The organism is Enterovibrio baiacu (assembly GCF_004120195.1).
Classification (GTDB): Bacteria; Pseudomonadota; Gammaproteobacteria; order Enterobacterales; family Vibrionaceae; genus Enterovibrio; species Enterovibrio baiacui.
In genome coordinates, this window is sequence record NZ_SCHN01000016.1 from 1 (window position 1) to 17,502 (window position 17,502).

General features: G+C 50.4%; 9 protein-coding genes. 4 read left to right on the forward strand and 5 right to left on the reverse strand.

Annotation, left to right across the window (positions count from 1 at the left end; all coding sequences use genetic code 11):
• Positions 1-7,650, reverse strand: a 7,650-nt coding sequence (locus tag EQP46_RS17305) for a VCBS domain-containing protein (protein WP_194956841.1), incomplete at its 3' end; no start/stop codon positions are given.
• A gap of 515 nt (positions 7,651-8,165) precedes the next feature.
• Here EQP46_RS17305 and EQP46_RS17310 point away from each other — a divergent pair.
• Both EQP46_RS17310 and EQP46_RS17315 read left to right on the forward strand, forming a co-directional pair.
• Positions 8,166-10,853 (forward strand): response regulator, encoded by a 2,688-nt coding sequence (locus EQP46_RS17310; protein ID WP_129494840.1) that lies wholly within the window; start codon positions 8,166-8,168, stop codon positions 10,851-10,853.
• The gene (locus EQP46_RS17315; RefSeq protein WP_129494841.1) at positions 10,840-12,606 is read left to right on the forward strand and encodes a two-component system response regulator; all 1,767 of its coding nucleotides are present in this window, start codon (positions 10,840-10,842) and stop codon (positions 12,604-12,606) included. The genes EQP46_RS17310 and EQP46_RS17315 overlap by 14 nt, the downstream gene beginning before the upstream one ends.
• Positions 12,607-12,671: 65 nt before the next feature.
• Here the strand turns inward: EQP46_RS17315 and EQP46_RS17320 are convergent, their stop codons facing one another.
• A complete protein-coding gene (locus tag EQP46_RS17320) occupies positions 12,672-13,382 on the reverse strand; it encodes a DUF1223 domain-containing protein (protein ID WP_192545524.1) in 711 nt (236 codons plus the stop codon).
• 278 nt (positions 13,383-13,660) lie between these two features.
• Between EQP46_RS17320 and EQP46_RS17325 the strand changes: the two genes are divergently transcribed.
• A complete protein-coding gene (locus EQP46_RS17325) occupies positions 13,661-14,302 on the forward strand; it encodes a DsbA family oxidoreductase (protein ID WP_129494842.1) in 642 nt (213 codons plus the stop codon).
• A 113-nt stretch (positions 14,303-14,415) separates the two neighbouring features.
• Here EQP46_RS17325 and EQP46_RS17330 read toward each other — a convergent pair whose 3' ends face one another.
• Together EQP46_RS17330 and EQP46_RS17335 are read right to left on the reverse strand one after the other, a co-directional pair.
• Positions 14,416-15,048 (reverse strand): LysE family translocator, encoded by a 633-nt coding sequence (locus EQP46_RS17330; RefSeq protein ID WP_338068753.1) that lies wholly within the window; start codon positions 15,046-15,048, stop codon positions 14,416-14,418.
• An 81-nt stretch (positions 15,049-15,129) separates the two neighbouring features.
• Entirely contained in the window at positions 15,130-15,645 is a 516-nt protein-coding gene (locus EQP46_RS17335; RefSeq protein WP_129494843.1) for a ClbS/DfsB family four-helix bundle protein, read from the reverse strand.
• 159 nt (positions 15,646-15,804) lie between these two features.
• On the opposite strand from EQP46_RS17335, the gene EQP46_RS17340 reads away from it, so the two are divergent.
• A complete protein-coding gene (locus EQP46_RS17340; RefSeq protein ID WP_129494844.1) occupies positions 15,805-16,857 on the forward strand; it encodes a lactonase family protein in 1,053 nt (350 codons plus the stop codon).
• A 92-nt stretch (positions 16,858-16,949) separates the two neighbouring features.
• On the opposite strand, the gene EQP46_RS17345 is transcribed toward EQP46_RS17340, so the two are convergent.
• Entirely contained in the window at positions 16,950-17,486 is a 537-nt protein-coding gene (locus tag EQP46_RS17345) for an outer membrane beta-barrel protein (RefSeq protein WP_129494845.1), read from the reverse strand.
• Positions 17,487-17,502: the final 16 nt, after the last annotated feature.

Consider the following 17,502-nt stretch of genomic DNA (forward strand, 5'->3'; position numbering starts at 1 on the left):
GACATTGTCGAAGCTCGGGGTGTCGCCGTCATCCACATCAGTGATCGAGAGCGTACCAGAGACACTGGTTTCTGGTGTGTCCGCGCCTAAATCAATGCCGCCAGTAGTAACGCCCGTGACCACAGAAGCATCATCGCTGCCTGTTACCGTGATGGTAATTTGGTGCTCAGAGCCGTCCGAGGCCGTCACTGTGATGGTGTCTGTCGCAGAATCTCCATCACCCAGAGACTGTGCATTGTCAGGGTTGACCGTGTAGGTCCATTCGCCGTCGGTCAGTGTCAGGCTGCCGTATTCACCTTCCACCGTGCCGTTTTCAAGGGTAGGTTGCACGGTGGCATCTGGGTCGCTGATGTTGATAGAGCCAGAGACAGATGCATCGCCGCCTTCAGCCACACTTGCACTCAAGTCGCCTGTGACGACTGCGGCATCGTCGGTGCCTTCAACCGTCACCGTGATTTGATGGGTGGAGCCATCAGACGCCGTTAAGGTGAAGGTGTCGTTTGCCGATTCACCGTCCGGTAAGGTTTGTGCGTTTTCGCTGTTAACCGTGTAGGTCCACTCGCCGTCAGTGAGTGTAAGGCTACCGTATTCACCTTCAATCGTGGTGTTACTGATGGTTGGGTTTTCACCGTTATCCACATCACTGATGCTGATAGAGCCCGACACCGAGGTGCCTTGATCCGTGGTGTTGCCCGTCGTATCGCCCGTCACCACCGCCGCATCATCCGTGCCTGTAATGGTAATCACGATGTCTTGCGTGGTGCCGTCTGAGGCGGTCACCGTGATGGTGTCCGTCGCGGTATCGCCATCAGCGAGTGATTGGATCGATGCGCTGTCCGCGGTATACGTCCAAGCGCCATCGACCAAGGTCAGCGAACCGTATTCACCCGCCAAGGTGCCATTTGGAATGGTTGGGGTATCGCCGGTGTCTGCATCGGTGATCGTGATGGTGCCCGTCGCGGTTTGCACTCCCACATCTTCAGTGATGCTCGCGGTGCTATCACCCGTGATAACCGCCGCATCATCTGCGCCCGTGACATCGACGGTAATTTGTTGCACCGTGCCGTCCGAGGCGGTGAGGGTGAACACTTCTTGCTCGGTCTGGTTGTCGTTCAGTGCATCCGCTTTAGACGGATCGACCGTGTAGGTCCAGTTACCGTCAGTCAGCGTGAAGGTACCGTAATCGCCGTCGATAGAGACATTGTCGAAGCTTGGTGTGTCGCCGTCATCCACGTCAGTGATCGAGAGTGTGCCAGAGACACTGGTTTCTGGTGTGTCAGCGCCTAAATCAATGCCGCCAGTAGTAACGCCCGTGACCACAGAAGCATCATCGCTGCCTGTTACCGTGATGGTGATTTGGTGCTCAGAGCCGTCAGAAGCCGTCACTGTGATGGTGTCTGTCGCAGAATCTCCATCACCCAGAGACTGTGCATTGTCAGGGTTGACCGTGTAGGTCCACTCGCCGTCAGTCAAAGTCAGGCTGCCGTATTCACCTTCGACTGTGCCGTTTTCAAGGGTAGGTTGCACGGTGGCATCTGGGTCGCTGATGTTGATTGAACCGGAGACAGACGCATCGCCGCCTTCAGCAACAGACGCGCTCAAGTCGCCGGTGACAACTGCGGCATCGTCGGTGCCTTCAACCGTCACCGTGATTTGATGGGTTGAGCCATCAGACGCTGTGAGGGTGAAGGTGTCGTTGGCTGATTCGCCGTCCGGTAAGGTTTGTGCGTTTTCGCTGTTAACCGTGTAGGTCCACTCGCCGTCAGTGAGTGTAAGGCTACCGTATTCCCCGTCGATGGTGGTGTTACCGATGGTTGGGTTTTCACCGTTATCCACATCACTGATGCTGATAGAGCCAGACACCGAGGTGCCTTGGTCTGTGGTGGTGCCGGTGGTATCACCTGTCACCACCGCAGCATCGTCAGTACCTTCAATGGTGATCACGATGTCATGGGTATTTCCTTCACTGTCAGTCAGTGTGAGGGTATCTGTGGTGCTTTCCCCTTCACCGAGTGACTGCCCTGCGCCAGGGTTGAGTGTGTATGTCCACTCGCCGTCGGTAAGGGTCAAGCTACCAAATTCGCCTTCAACCTTGGTGTTTTCAATGGTGGGTGTGTCACCAGTATCTGGGTCAATAAGCTCAACAGTGCCTGACGCGCTTGGTGCAACAATTCCAGAGCCTTCTGTCAGCGTGCCCGTGGTTTCACCGGTGAGAACAGCAGCATCATCCGTGCCAGTAACATTGATGATGAGCGTGTGCTCTCCACCTTCTGAATCGGTGATCGTGATGGTGTCGGACACTGTGACACCACCGTCGAGTGATTCAGCAAGTTCTGGATCAAGGGTATATGTCCAATCGCCATCCACCATGTCGAACGTGCCATACTGACCACTTTGTGTGGTGTCAGGTAACGTTGGGTTGTCGCTGGTGTCTGGGTCTTCAATAGACAGGCTTCCGCTCGCGACGAGAGACGCATCATCGTCTGTCACGTTGCCAACGAGATCGCCACTTATCTCGGCGGCACTCTCGCTACCAGTGATCGTGATTTCAATGTCATGCACTGTGCCGTCAGATGCGGTAATGCTGATGGTGTCTGTGGCCGTTTCCCCTTCATCAAGGTACTGCGCCAACTCAGGGTCTAGCGTGTATGTCCAAGCGCCATCGACGATTTCCAGCGAACCGTATTGGCCGCTGATCGTGCTGTTTGGCAAGGTTGGATTGTCGTTTGAATCTGGATCGACAAGGTCTACCGTACCGCTGGCAGTGAGCAGGCCACCTTCAGCGACGGTGCCCGTTGTGCTGCCTTGCAACACAGGTTCTTGATCTGTCCCTGTAATGGTAATGACGATGTCATGGGTTGAACCGTCAGACGCTTCAATCGTGATGGTGTCGGTTGTGATGTCACCTTCGTTCAGTGACGCAACGCTGTCAGGGTTGAGGGTATAGGTCCATTCGCCATCAACAAGGTCTAGTGAACCAAACGTACCGTCTACGGTGACATCTGGCAGGGTAGGGTTATCATCTGAATCAGGGTCGACAATCTCAATCGTGCCGCTGGTCATCAGATCGCCACCATCATCTAAATCGCCTGTCGTGTGACCGCGTAGTTCTGGCGCATCGTCCGTGCCTGTGACAGTGATAACGATACTTTGCGTTGTACCATCGGTCGCTGTCAGTGTGATGGTATCGGTGTCTGTATCGCCCTCTGGAATTTCTGAGGCAGCGTTTTTATAGAGGGTGTATGTCCATGCACCATCTACCAATTCCAACGCCCCGTATTCGCCTTCGATGCGGGTGTCTTCAAAACTTGGTGTGTCGTCACCATCAACGTCTGAAATACTGATTTCACCGCTGACTGTCAGGGTTTCACCGGTTGTTGTGTCTGTGAGGTCGCCTGTCACTTCCCCGCTAACAACGGGGAGATCATCCGTACCCACAATGTTAATAACGATGTCCATCGGCGTGCCGTCAAGTGAATACACCGTGACAGTGTCTGCCAGCGGGTCACCCGCGTCTAAGCCGTTCAGCATGTCGTTGTGAGACGGATCTGTGGTGTACGTCCAGTTACCGGCTTTGTCGATGGTGACTTCGCCGTACGTACCTGTGTAGGTGCCCGCGTTGAAGAAGTATTCGCCGTAATCGGCGTCCGATACCGTTGCGCGGCCTGAGGTGGAAAGCTGACCGTCTGTTTCGTTGATGGTGGCAGACTGCATGCCACCAAACGTCGCCACATCGTTTGTGCCATCAATGGTGATGGTGATGCTTTGCATGGTGCCATCTTCAGCGCGCACTGTGATGGTGTCGGTAAGGTGATCACCTTCACTTAGGCGATCAATCGCGCCTTTTTCATCAGTGGTGCTGTACGTCCACGAACCGTCTTCGGCAATGGTCAGTTCACCCCATCGGCCTTCAATAGTTTGCGCCGTGAAGGCACCGTCAGTGCCATCAACATCCGTAGACGTCAATGAACCTGTGGTTGACATGGTGCCATCTGATTCAATGACCGTACCGGTAATGTCACCGGCAATTTCAGCGGGATCGTTAGTGCCGATAATGGTGACAAGCAGTTCTGTTTCGGTGCCGTCTACAGAGCGCACAGTGATCGACTCGACCAGGGTCTCACCTTCTGCTAGCGCATCAAGTGCAGAGCTTTGGTCTGGGTCGGATGTGTACGTCCAGTTGCCCGCGCGGTCGATGGTGACAGAGCCAAAATCACTGAGATAGGTGCCTGCCAGCATGAAAGACTCACCGTAGTCGGGATCAACGGTATTGATTGAGCCGGAGACACTTATCACGTCGTTGGTTTCGTAGACATCTCGGGTTGAAATACCCGAGAAAACAGGCGCGTCGTTGACACCTTCAAGCGTGATAACGATTTGTTGTTCTGTGCCGTCTTCTGCACGAACCGTCACGACTTCGGTCAGGGTGTCGCCCTCACCTAGGCGTTCAATTGCGCCAGTCGGATCGGTAGACGTGTATGTCCATGCGCCGTCAGCATTGATAGTGAATTCGCCGCGCGGTGTCGCAATGGTTTCTGCAATGAAGACATTGTCATTGCCGTCGACATCCTGTGAAGAGAGTTCGCCAGATGTCGATAATGTACCGCCGTTATCAACGACAGTCGCGGTAACGTCACCATCAATTACAGCATCATCATTTGAGCCATTGATGGTGATGGTGATTTGGGTTTCGGAACCATCAAGTGAGTAAACAGTGATGGTGTCAGTAATATGTTCGCCGTCTGTGAGCGAATTGATGGTAGGTAGGCTGCTGTCGTTTGTCGCATAGCTCCAGTTACCTGCCGCATCAATGGTGAGTACGCCATATTGACCATCAATGTCACCGGCTTGCATGAAGGATTGACCCGCATCTGCATCTACCACATTGATAGAGCCTGCTGCAGACAAGCCGTCTTGACCTTCAGTGATGGTGCCTGTGCTGATGGCTGAGAAGACAGCTTCATCGTTCACCCCTTCAAAGGTGATTTCAATTTGTTGTTCTGTGCCGTCTGCGGCGCGTACCGTCACGACTTCGGTGAGGGTATCGCCTTCGCCAAGGGATTTAATCACGCCCGTTGGATCGGTAGAAACGTACGTCCAGTTACCTGCTGCGTCGATGGTGAGTTCACCGCGCAGAGTAGAAACGGTTTCAGCGACAAAGGCATTGTTTTGTCCATCGATATCTGTGGAAGAAAGCTGTCCTGTTGCCGTCAATCCGCCTTCTGTACCCACGATGGTACTGGAGACCTCGCCCGCGATTTCAGCTGGGTCGTTCGTCCCCGTGATGTTCATGACGATTTGATGTTCATCGCCATTGCTGTCTACCAAAGTAATAATGTCAACGGCTTGCGCACCCTCTGCAAGTGGTGCTGCGGCTTCTTTGTCGACGGTGTACGTCCAGTTCCCATCCACTAACACCAAGGTGCCATAATTGCCCTGAACGGAGGTGTTTGCGATGGTGGTGTTGTCATTTGTGTCTGGGTCGGAAATGCTAATGCTGCCTGTCGCAACCGCATTGCCTTGGGCGTTATCCTGCACTGTAGACGTGGTATCGCCAGTGATTTGGGCGACATCATCAGTGCCTGTGATATCAATGGTGATCTGATGCTGTGAACCATCAGATGCGGTCAGTGTAATCGTGTCTGTGCTTTCTTCGCCTTCCGCCAGCGACTGGGTTTTCTCACGGTCAACCGTGTAGGTCCAATTGCCATCAACCAACTCAAAGATGCCGTATTGGCCTTCGATACTTGTGTTATCAATTGTGGCTGTTTCGCCACTGTCAGGGTCAGTAACAGTAATAGAGCCCGTCGCTGTTGCAGCGCCTTCGGTGGAATCTTGAACCGCTGCGGTTGTGTCACCTGTTACCACGGCAGCATCGTTAGTGCCAGTTACCGTGATGTCAATGGTGTGTTGTGAGCCATCCGATGCGGTGAGCGTGATTGAATCAACCGCCTCCTCGCCTTCCGCGAGAGGTTCGGTCTTCTCGCGATCAACGGTGTAGGTCCAATTGCCATCAACCAATTCTAACGTGCCGTATTGACCTTCAATGCGGGTGTTATCAATCGTGGCTGTTTCGCCGCTGTCAGGGTCGGTAACAGTAATAGAGCCCGTCGCTGTTGCTGCGCCTTCGGTGGAATCTTGAACGGTTGCGGTTGTGTCACCTGTTACCACGGCAGCATCGTTCGTGCCTGTTACCGCGATTTCAATGGTGTGTTGTGAACCGTCTGATGCTGTGAGCGTGATTGAATCAACCGCCTCCTCGCCTTCCGCGAGAGATTGGGTCTTCTCGCGATCAACGGTATAAGTCCAATTGCCATCAACCAACTCAAAGGTCCCGTATTGGCCTTCGATACTTGTGTTATCAATTGTGGCTGTTTCGCCGCTGTCAGGATCGGTAACAGTAATAGAGCCTGTGGCTGTTGCTGCGCCTTCGGTAGAATCCTGAACCACTGCGGTTGTGTCACCAGTAACCACAGCTGCATCATCGGTGCCTGTTACCGTGATATCGATGGAATGCTGTGAGCCATCAGATGCCGTTAATATAATGGAATCAACGGCTTCTTCGTCTTCTGCCAACGATTGCGCTTTGTCTGGGTCGAGCACATAGGTCCAATCGCCATCGACAAGTTCGAAGGTGCCGTATTCGCCTTCAACGCGCGTATTTTCGATGGTGGCCGTTTCACCATTATCAGGATCGGTCACTGTAATGGAGCCGGATGCCGACGTGACGGATTCGCCATCGGTGACGTTAGCCGAGACGTCACCTGACACTTCTGCGGTGTCGTCTTTGCCGGTGACAGTGATGGTTACTTGATGCGTTGAGCCATCTGTGGCGGTGAGGGTGATGACATCGGTTGCTTCTTCGCCTTCGGCAAGCGGTTTGGCTTTATCTGGGTCTAAGGTGTACACCCAATTGCCATCGACCAGCACCAAGGTGCCGTATTCGCTTTCGACAGTAGTGTTCGGAATCGTTGTTTGATTGTTTGAGTCGGGGTCGGACACGTTAATTGAACCCGTTACGGTGATTGGGCCATCACCATCGTTGTCTTCGAGTTCTGCTTGTGTATCGCCAGACACGGTCGCGGGTTGATCAACTGTCGAGTCAGGATTAGAAGAGTCGGCGCCAGATCCTGTTGAACCAGACGTGTCGGTTTCATCCGTCTCTTGGTTTGCGAGCAAGCTATAGCGGGAGTTGCTGATGGCATCTATCTGTTGGGGCGATAAACCGGCTTCCGCTAACATGGTGCTGATGAAGCGTGGGATGCCTCCCTCTTCACTACTGTCAAATTGATTGCTTTCGATAACAACCTGCGCGCCCCAGCTTGAGTCGGAGACCTCTTCGCCTGCAGCGGTTTCAGCATCTTCGACTTGCCCTGGATCTTGCCCATCTTCGATTGCGGCAATGATATCAATGACATCTGAGGGCAAATTTAGGCTTTCAACGCCGTCTTCGCCGACCAACAATGCGTCGTCGAGAACATCAATTTGTTCTTGGTCTTCTGTAACAAGCCAAGCATTTTTTCCCTTTGGCACAGAAATTACATCGCCAGTGTTCAGCTGCATGTTTGGTTGAGCAGGGCTTACTTCCCCATTTTTATCAACCACAAACGCCTGACCCGCTACCTGGCTAAGCACTAAAGTGACGGCCATATCCTTCTCCCGAACGCTTCCGTTTTAATTATGGAATGTGTGTCTCACAATCAACTCGCTGTATAAACTTAGTACAGATCAATCGAAGCTGAGAAAACGATCAAGCCATCTCCAAGATAATGATTAATATGTGTTTCATATATGAGACTGGTGGCATTTAATGAGGATGTTTTTGGTCGAACTGTCTAGAAAAAAAGATAATAAATAACAATAAAGTCGGCATGGCTTTAATGTTTCATAGCAGCCAGTGCGTAGCAGTGGAACTAAGTAATTGATGAACAGTGGGCAAGTGGAATTGGCAGGTAGGCAAAAAAGCCACTAGTTTTATTAGATAAATACATGCATCCAAAGTGCGACAGAGAGAAAGGCGTGTACGCCACAAAAACGTTGATTGCGCGGAATGACAGGGGGTTCCTGCCATTGACTGTCCGTTTTATTTACAGCATTTCTCTTACTCTGCCTTTACGGGACGTTAAGCGTCTGCGCTTAGCGAACAACATCGAAAGGAATGTCTAATGAAAGGTTTGGTGAAAAATGAGCCCGTCATCGTGCTTGCTGATGAAGATCTTTCTCACATCGATTTCTATCAACAAGTACTCAGCGAAAATGGCTTTTGGCTCCGTTCTGTTGCCACACCTGGAAAACTTAACACCATTCTCGAACAGCACCCCGTTAACATTCTTGTACTGAACATGGATTTCCATTTTTCCGATGGCGAGTCGTTGCAACAAGAGATTCGAAAAATCCGCCAAATTCCTACTTGTAAAGACACCCGCATTCTTCTTACGACCAACCAATTCTCTTCAGAACAAAAACAATTGGCGTACCGCGTGGGTGCGAGCGACTACATGGTGTATCCTATCGCGCCCGATGAGCTGTTTCTGAAAATGGGGATGCATTTGATCGCGGGTGCGCGCAAAGGCATTCCGAGTGCACTTAGCCGAAGCTTTAATGTGTTGGCTGAAACCAATATGTCGCTGTACCCCTTACTGGCGACGGCGGCAAGTTGCGCACAAATGCTGAAAAAAACATCGCTCAGTAACAAGCAAGCGGTGTATGTGGATAGCCTTCATCGTGCCACGAAGCGTGCCACGGTGTTGAGCGACAACCTTCAAGATTTTGAAGAGCTTTCTACTCAGTTCCTGACGTTGGAAAACACGCCTTTTGACCTCGACCAATTGCTTGAAAGTCTGCGTGACTATTTACTGGGCGAAGCTGAAAGCCGAGAAGTTGAATTGCTGTTCAATGTTCCCCTCGACGTGCCGCGCTCTTTGATTGGCGACCCAGACAGATTGCGCCGCATTCTTCTCAACCTGATTTCAGAAGCCATTTTGATTGGCGAAGGTTGTCCGATTGTACTGAGCATTAACGCCGACAATCTTTCTGATCATTCAGTGACGCTGCGCGTCTCGATTCAAGAGAACATTGCGGAAAACGACGAGCCGTCAGATCACCTTGAGGAACTCGCTGAACGCGCCATGATGGCGATGTCTGAAGTGGACGAATCTCTCCACCTCCTTATCGCCAGCTACCTTATTGATTCGATGGGTGGTCGCGTATTAATGGACGATGAAGAAGAGGCATCGGGCGTTCATTTCTGCCTCGACATGCAAGTCTCTTCTGTGCCATCAAACAAAAGTTTTGCCGTGCCTGTCGACTTGCGAGAACTCCGTATTTTAGTGGTTGATGACAACCCCTCATCGATTGCTGTCCATTCCGCAATCATTACGTCTTTAGGTTTTGACTGCGAAGCGGTGAGCAGCGTGGATGAAGCCTTCAGTGCCATCGAAGAAGGGCACCTTGATTTAGAAGGCGAACCTTTTGACCTTGTGCTGCTTGATTGGCACATGCCGGGCAAAAAAGGTTACCACCTCTTAGACAAGCTTCAGGCAGACATGCCGAAAGAGAATATTCCCTTAGTGATAGTGATCAGCGCCTTCGATAAAGCACACATCGATCAAGAAAAAGGCAAAGGGAAAATCGATGGCTATTTGCACAAACCGATTTCCGCCTCTGTCATGTTCGACACCATCATGGATGTAATGGGGCAAAACTTACCGAAAACACACCGCCGTGTGCTGGACGCGCAGAACCGTTTGTCAGGCGTGTCTGTCAATGGCGCAGGCCGCCGTATTTTGGTGGTGGATGACATGCCAATCAACCAACAGATCGCGCAAGAAATACTGATCAGTAATGACTTCCAAGTCGACATCGCACAAACAGGCAAAGAAGCGCTGATGAAGGTGTGCCCAGCGCCTGAGTTGTATGACGTGATTCTCATGGACTTGGAAATGCCAGAAATGAACGGCTTAGAAGCCACGCGCATTATTCGCGAAACCGCAGACCCCGAAAACTTACCGATTTTGGCCGTGACGGCGCATACCATGGAGCGCGATCGACAGCGTTGTAGCGATGCTGGCATGAACGACCATGTGGCGAAACCCATTGAAGCGGAATCATTACTGCAGAAATTGGCGGTACACCTTGGGCTTGCGGTAACGACCACGGATTTACTGGTGTCTGAGACAGAGGAAGAGGAAGACGAATACGACTACGTTGATACCGAAGAAGGCATCAAACGTGTGATGGGCAATGACACCCTCTACTTCAAATTACTCAGTGATTTTGTGCATCAGGCGCGTGTGCAAGAAAACATGCTTTATCAGCACATTGAATCTGGGCAGTTAAAGCAAGCGGCAGAACATGCGCACACCATTGCGGGTAGCGCAGGGAATTTGTCGGTGATTGCGCTCAGAAAATCCGCGAAGCAATTGCAAAACGTCCTGATGGCGTTGGGCGATCATGATGCAGCGCTGAGCCAGTTCAAGCGTGATGTTGACAATGCCATTAAAGAAATCGGCCAGATTTTGCTGAAACGTGGCGGCATAGCCATCGATCCTAAACGCGAAGGTGCAACGCAAAACACGGCGGGCGCGACGGACAACGGCGCAGCGAATGCCTTCATGAACAGGATGATGCATTTTAAAAATCAGGTCATGGCCCAAGATCTCATGGCGATTGATACTTACTACCAACTGCTGGTGGATTACTGTGACGTGGCACCCAAGCTCAAACCGATCGGTGACAAGTTGATCAACCTTGAATACACGGAAGCCATGGTCGCTTTGAATGCCTATTTGGACGATGAGTTAAGCGGAAAACCTCAAGCGGAAGTGGTGGGAGGTGCGAATGATAAACGTTAGTCAGGATGCACTCGACAAAGACACCATACTGCTGATCGACCCGTCTCCGAACAGTATTCGCATACTCAATGCCATTTTGGGTGAGGAGTACCGCGTGATCTTTTCGACCACGGGGAAAACCGCCAGTGTGTTGGCGAAATCTGAAAAGCCCCGTCTGATATTGATGGATGTCGATTTGCCCGACATCGATGGCTTCGAACTTTGCCAGAAATTTAAAAATGACATTAGCACGCGCGACATTCCCCTCATTCTGATCACTGAATCTCAGGAAGACGAAGGGCGCGAGATGGGCATGAAAATCGGGTGTGCCGATTACATCAGCAAACCCGTGTCACCCGCAGAAGTGAAACTGCGTATTTATAACCAGCTTCGACTTCGCCGCAATGAAGAGCTGATTTTGCAGCGCGCGCTTTATGATTCGCTAACAGGGTTGGCTAACCGAAACCTGACCCTTGATCGTCTGCGTTACGCAATCACCCATGATTTACGCCGAGGGCAACTCACCGGCGTGATGCTCGTCGACATCGACGGCTTTAAACTGATTAACGACACCCTCAGTCATGATGTGGGTGACCAAGTCTTGGTCGAGCTGTCAAAGCGCATCACCAAAGTGGTGCGAGAAATTGATACCGTCGGAAGGGTGAGCAGTGATGAGTTCCTCATCGTCCTTCCGGGTTTGCACCAAACCGAAAACGCCTGCCAAATTGCGAGCAAGTTGCGCAAGGCCATCAATAAACCCATCTCCATTAACGGTGATGGGGAAGTGCATGTCACTGCCAGTATCGGGATTTCGATTTCGCCACTGGATTCGGATGACTTTAAGCGCCTATTTGCGAATGCCGATGTTGCTAAACAACAAGCCAAAAGTGGCGGAAAAGACTGCTACCGCCTGTTTACGTCTGAAATGAACGACAGCGTCCACGAGCGCGTGCGCATGGAGTATCACCTTGTGTGGGCGTTATCGAAAAATGAATTTTCGCTCGTTTATCAACCCCTGATAGACATGCAAACCAACAAAGTGGTGGCCGCAGAAGCCTTACTGCGTTGGAATAACGAAGAGCTTGGCTCTGTGCCGCCCGATAAGTTTATTGCGATCGCAGAGCAGTCCAACCTGATTTATGAAATCGGGAATTTTGTGCTCAGAACGGCCATTCGAGATTTTGTGAAATTGAAAAATTCCTCGGGTGAGCTGTTGCATTTGGCGGTGAATATATCTCCTCAGCAAATTCGCCAGCCTAACTTTATCGGCGATCTTGAAAAGCATTTAGACCATGACGGTTTTGACCCGTCTCGCTTAGAGCTGGAAGTTACAGAAGGTCTGTTGTTGACCAAGCAATGTCAGGTCAAAGAGATGATTGCACACCTGCACGACATGGGTGTGATGCTGTCTATGGATGACTTTGGTACGGGGTATTCTTCGCTAAGCTATCTGCTGCAATTCCCGTTCGATGCACTGAAAATCGACCGCTCGTTTGTCGATGGTATTACGGATGTGGAGCTGAATGAAACGCTGGCGACAGCCGTGATTGCAATGGCCAAAGGGCTGCGGATCAAGACGGTGGCAGAAGGTGTTGAAACGGCCGAGCAGTTTGAAATGCTCAAATCGAAAGGCTGTAATTTGGCGCAGGGCTACTATTTAAGCCGACCACTGCCGCTTGAAGGCTTCAAAGCTTTCCTTGAGGAAAACAAAGAAATCGTGGTGCCTGAGGCGACAGAAGTCAGCGATGACAAATCGGAAGACTTTTCCATCTAGTGTCGAATCTGAGCATATTATTTAATCTCACTGCCTCGCCGGGTGAAGGGCGAGGGAAGCGCGACTTAATTCGGGTAAGGGTTGTCTAACCAGCCTGCGACGGTTTGAACCGGGTCACCACCCTGAGGAGGCGTTAGCCACACTGCAATCGCATCGACTGAAATGTCGAGCGAAGTAGGTAGCGTATATTCCCAATGGTTTTTCCCTGCTTTCTTCGCAAAATCCACCACGACGAAATCATGGTCTAACGTTCTTCCTCGGTTCTCGCCACGCTTAACCTCGGTCGTTTGGTTCATTGCCACGAGCGCGATATTAGCAACCAAGGTTTGTGTTCCTTCGTAGTCGAGTCGGAGTTTTTTGTCTGACAGCATCACCGTCAATTTGGGGGCTCTTGGGCCATTGGCGTAAGGAATGGCTTGGCGAGCGAAAAAACCGCGCCATTCTTGGTCGTTAATGAACCACCCCGGCGTGTACACACCGCTCGATTGCCCTTGGTTGACCTTGTCTCGCTGACGCTGGCTATACGCGGGATCGGCAAAGGTGTCATCCCAACCGATGTAGTTCCAATAATCGACATGAAAGGCGAGGGGGATGACTTTCTTCCACAAATCAGCGTTACGCTCTAGGGCATTGAGGGTGGCTTCTGCAGGCGGGCAACTGCTGCATCCCTCTGAGGTATAGAGCTCTACGACGGTCGCGGGCGCATCAGCATTTACCCAAGTTTGACCGACGCTTGCAAAAGGAATTGCCGCCGCCATTAGCACTAACTTTTTCATTCGTTGTACCTACACCTGCATCTTGTTATGTCGATACCCATACAGACCTGATGATGAGTAGATTCCTTTCAGAGGGAGATAGGTGATGCACCATTGCGGAGAAATGTGACTGAACAATTGTTTGTGGTGTCTTTTTCTCCGACGAAAAAATTGGCGTGGCGCATACGAACTATCACTGTCATACCAACGTATTACGAATTAATCGCACACACACCGTAGATTGACTGCAAGGCAGTGGTCATAATAAAAACGACGCAATGAGGAAAGGAAGCAGCAACATGGCCGAAAAAATCAAAATTGATATTGTCTCTGATGTGGTATGCCCGTGGTGCATTCTTGGGTATAAACGCCTTGAATCGGCAATTGATGAACTCGGCATGCAAGATGACATTGATATTCAATGGCAGCCCTTTCAACTGAACCCGAATGTGTCTCCGGAAGGGGTGAATCTTCATCAACACTTAATGAAAAAATACGGCATGTTGAAGATAGATAGCGACCGCAATCGTCAACAACTGACAAAGCTGGGCCTGCAGGTGGGTTATGCGTTCAATTTTTTTGAAGACATGAAAACACTGAATACTCGAGACGCACATGTTCTGCTGGCGTTTGCAAAGTCAGTAGAAAAGCAGACTGCTCTGAAATTGCGATTATTTGATGCCTACTTCAAAGAGAAGCAGGACATTTCCGACCGTGCTGTGCTTTCAGATTTACTCGTCGACGTTGGCATTGACGCCGAATCGGCCATGGCACAGCTTGATGATCAAGACGTACAACAAGCCTTTGACGCGGAAAATGCGTATTGGAGAGAGCTTGGTGTTTCTTCTGTACCGACGTTTGTTTTCAATCGAGAAAGCGCAGTGTCTGGTGCTCAACCCGTCGAAACGTTAAAGCAAATTTTGCAGGAACTGGCTTCCTAGCCGTCGTACTGACAACGTAAAGAGAAACGCCGCGAAGCATCAATGGCTTTCGCGGCGTTTTTGTTTGAAGGGGCATATGCCGGGCATTTTGAGGTTGCATGGGTATTCTTGAATTACATGCGTTGTGTTAGTGCTAACTTCGCCCCTAGCCCAACAAAGATTCCACCAGTGATGCGATTAAACCAAAGAGAAACCACGTTTTTGGAGAGTGTCTTTTTCAGCACGTTAGCTGTTGTACCGTAAAACATGAGAGATCCAAATGACAATGTCATGAAGGTGATCGTCATGATGAAAAACTGGGGTGCAATGGCGATTTCAGTGTTTAAAAATTGTGGGAAAAAAGACGCAAAGAAAATAATGGGCTTTGGGTTTGTCACCGAAAGCAAAAGGCTCTCGAAAAAGTATGCGCGATAGGGTTTTGTAGATTTTGGTTCTATCCCTTTTTCCAATGGGTTTCGATTGCTTGAAGCAATAATTTTAATGCCAAGGTAAATCAAATAGCAGGCACCAACGGCTTTAAAAAGAGTAAACAATACCGAGGATGTTGATAGCAACGCACCCAGCCCTAACATTGACACTGCCGATAGCACAAACAAGCCAATAATGTTTGCCAAACTTGATGTAGCCACCACCGTCAGTTTTCCGGTTAGTCCATTTCGAATCGCGAGTAAAATTGCAGGGCCTGGGCTAGTGATATAGAAAAACGAGACCGTGGCATAGAGGATAAAAGTGTCCCATTGCATCATGCATTTCCTTTGCGTAACAGTGTCATGTAGAAAGCGTAACAACCGCCCATATACGAATCAGAGTCGGTGCTCAATGGCACTTTAACGTAACCCCTTTCCCTTTTTAAAGCGTTGTACTTTTGTTCGTATGTTTTTCATTGGCGAAGAGGTGTTGAATTGAATCATTCGTCCCAACGTCCACGTTTCATACCAGGGTTCGCCATAAAGTTCATCATCGCTGAGGTGGGCAATGAGCGTCAGAATTTGCGCGGTCGTTGTATCGAGTTTGTCCAGCAATGCTGCGTATTGCCATTCAATATATTCGCGTTGGAAGTGTTGGGCGAGCAAACCCAGTTGATTCCATTTAAAGCCCGTGTCGGGAAAATCAACAGGCAGGTCTTGCGATGTCAATGTGTGCCATTTTAACACCAACTGACCCCAACCAATCAGGTACGCCACGGTGTCGCAGACACTGATTTGCGTGCCTTTTACGTTGCCTTCCAAACCAAGTTCTCGCGTCATGTGTTCAGGCACAGCGCGGTAATCGCACATTAATTTAGCGTGGGCATCGCGGATCGCCTGTTCTAATGCATCTTTTGATTGTGGAATGGATGACATGCGTTCGCTTCTACGTGATAAGTGATTGGAGAGTCGTCATTAATCGTCACATTGAAAGTAAGCTGTTGCTCATCGTATTTCAACACTTTAGCGTGCTGATTTGATGGCGGTCTCTGTTAGTATCTCTCCCTCTAAATGTGATAAGGAAAGGCGCAGCAGATGGCGGTGACACACAGATTATTGATTGGTAGCTACACCCAACCGATGGGCAGCATTGATGGTGAGGGTGAAGGTATTCTTGCCGTTGACCTTAATGCTCAAACAGGCGCATTTTCTGCACCGGCTATCGTGTCGCGCTGCGAGAATCCCTCCTATGTGACCGTTGCTGACGAGCATGTATTTGCGGTGACTGAGTTCGCGCGACAAGAGGGCGCAAGCATCGGATTTCTGACGCATCGCGATGGCATTATCAATGAAGTGTCATCGGTCGCGATTGACGGCGATTATCCGTGCCACGTTTCAGTGAATGCAACACAGGATATGGTGGTGGCATCAAACTACGGTTCTGGCAGTTTTAGCGTGTATCGCCTTGAACAAGGGTCACTCACACACTTTGATACTGTGCAGCACACGGGTGCGGGGGCAAACCCTGATCGACAAGATGCGCCACACGCCCATTTCGCTCAATTTTTGGCAACGTCAAACACCTTAGTCACCGTCGATCTGGGCACCGATCGCGTGAGCTTTTACCCTGTGTCCGACGCGCACCTTGATCGAGAGAATGCGCAGCATGTGGTTTTCCCGCCCGGCAGTGGTCCGCGCCATTTGGTGTTTAATCAGCAAGAAACGCTCGCCTATGTGCTGTGTGAGTTATCCGAAGAAGTGACCGTGCTTGAGAGAGAGGAGAATGGTGTTTGGAAGATCGTTCAAGCGTTTTCGCCCTTTCAAAAACACAATGATGGCGGCGCTGCGGCAGCGATTCGTCTTTCCAATGATGAGCAGTTTTTATATGTATCAGGCCGTCAGCAAAATGTCATTTGCGTGCTTAAAATAGAAAACAACAACACGCTATCTTTACAACAAACGATAAGCACAAATGGTATCAACCCGAGAGATTTTAATCTCACGCATGATGGTGAATGGCTGGTGGTTGCTAACCAAAATACCAGCAACCTCGTGAGTTACCGCGTTGATAAAACAACAGGTTTGCTCTCGCCGTCTGGGCATGAATTTGCGACGGGCAATCCTGTGTGTGTTGCCTTGCTCTGCTAGTCAGAAAAACGAAGCAATACCTTTGCTTTGAATGCAAAAACGGCGCTCATCGCGAACGCCGTTTTGGATTACTTCATCGCGATGTTGTTGTTCTAGAGCTGAAAGCGATAGCCAAACTGCAAGCTAAGGTTCTTCTCCGTAAAGTCGTCCATAAGATCACTGTCTAACTTACCTTGTGTGTAACGAAGACCGACAAGGAAGTTCGAGAAGTTTCCATCCACACCCGCTCCCCAACGAATGCCATCAAGACGTTCACTGGCAGTATCGGAATAGACGCGAAGTGACGAGTATCCGATAAGGCCATACGCATCAATCGCATTTTCACCACCAAGCTCAAAACGTTTCCCAATTGGCACGTTGGCGGCAAGAGAGTAATCCTCTTTATCTCCCGAGTATCGCTTCTCAAAGTCATCGTTGGTGATTTTTGAAAACGCCAACTCACCCCCGAGCATAAAGCCGCCTTCGAAGATGTTTTTTCCACCAAAATGGATACCGAACTTTCCACCGGTTTCGTCCGCGAACTCATGCGCACCAAGGCTGGCAGCCAGGTAGATGTCTTGATCTGCTATGTTCGCGACGGCTGGCGTTGCCGCGAGTGAAAGGCAAATCAACCACTGACATTTCTGCATTACAAAATCCTTTTTA